This is a genomic window from Vibrio sp. 2134-1 (assembly GCF_033339495.1).
In genome coordinates this window covers 1-1,114 of the sequence record NZ_JAWOUS010000123.1, presented here as the reverse complement: position 1 = coordinate 1,114, position 1,114 = coordinate 1, and the positions used below count along the sequence as shown (strand labels likewise).

Below are 1,114 nucleotides of genomic sequence, written 5' to 3'. Positions count from 1 at the left end.
TTTGTGTGTTGCCTTGCGTGAACACTTTTTGCGTGCCGACAACGCGCACACCACTACCCAGTTGAACACCGCTAGGCAGCTCGTTTACCTGATCCACCTGTGCACCAGGTTGACGCTGAATGCTGTAGAACAAGTCTTCAAATACAACGCGGTCGCGCTTAAAGCCGACGGTGTTTACGTTTGCTAAGTTGTTGGAAATGGCAGTCATCTTCGTGTCCTGCGCTGCCATACCTGTCTTACTTACCCATAATGCCGAATGCATTGGTTATCTCCTTTTGGGGCGAGACTTATCTCGCCGCCATTAATTTGTTACCGGCTTGCGCCAACGTTTCTGCAGTGTTCATCATGCGTACTTGCATCTCGAAGTTACGCGTTAGCGACATCACGCCGATCAGCTCATCGATCGCCGATACGTTACTGCCTTCGATGTGTTCTGGTGCCAATTGCACGGTTTCATCCGCTGCGAATGGCACACCGTCAACACTGTGAAGCAAGCTGTCGCTCTCTTTTTGCAGCTGATTGATTTCTGGCTTCACCAGTTTCAATGTGCCGACTGCGATTTCTGCACCGCCGCCCGGTGGAATAACCGAGACAAGGCCACGCTCACTGATTTCGATTTTTTGATAATCAGGCACCACCAACGGACCGTTTTCACCCACAACCGGGAACCCGTTGATAGACATTGCGCCAAAGGTATCGATTTGAATGTTACCGGCACGCGTGTAAGCCTCGTTGCCCGCTCGCGTCTCTACCGCAAGGTAACCTTCACCCATAACGGCAACGTCGAGCGCACGATCTGTTTTCACAACGTCGCCAGAATCAAAACGCGTTGATGCAGAGTTTGTGACCACCATGGTTCGGCCATCAAAGCCCGGGCCTTGTAACTCCACGCTACGAACACGTTCCATATCCGCACGGAAACCTGCGGTATCTGCGTTCGACAAGTTATTCGAACGAACGTGTTGCGCTTTAAGAACTCGGCTTGCACCGGAGGTTGCTGTAAATAACAAGCTATCCATGCAGAGCTCCTATTACACCGCGTTGAACAAGGCTTGAGTGAGCTTGTCGCTGGTCGAAATCGTTTTTGCGTTCGCTTGGTAGTTACGTTGTGCTG

At 51.3% G+C, this 1,114-nt stretch carries 3 protein-coding genes; all 3 read right to left on the bottom strand.

The window, feature by feature from the left end; genetic code table 11:
- The coding region (locus tag R7R78_RS24325; protein WP_225474400.1) for a flagellar hook-basal body complex protein at positions 1-262 on the bottom strand (262 nt) is incomplete at its 3' end.
- A gap of 25 nt (positions 263-287) precedes the next feature.
- On the bottom strand, positions 288-1,019 hold the full coding sequence (locus R7R78_RS24320; protein WP_225474399.1) for a flagellar basal body rod protein FlgF: 732 nt from the start codon (positions 1,017-1,019) through the stop codon (positions 288-290).
- A gap of 12 nt (positions 1,020-1,031) precedes the next feature.
- On the bottom strand, positions 1,032-1,114 hold an 83-nt coding region (locus tag R7R78_RS24315; protein WP_225474401.1), incomplete at its 5' end, for a flagellar basal body rod C-terminal domain-containing protein.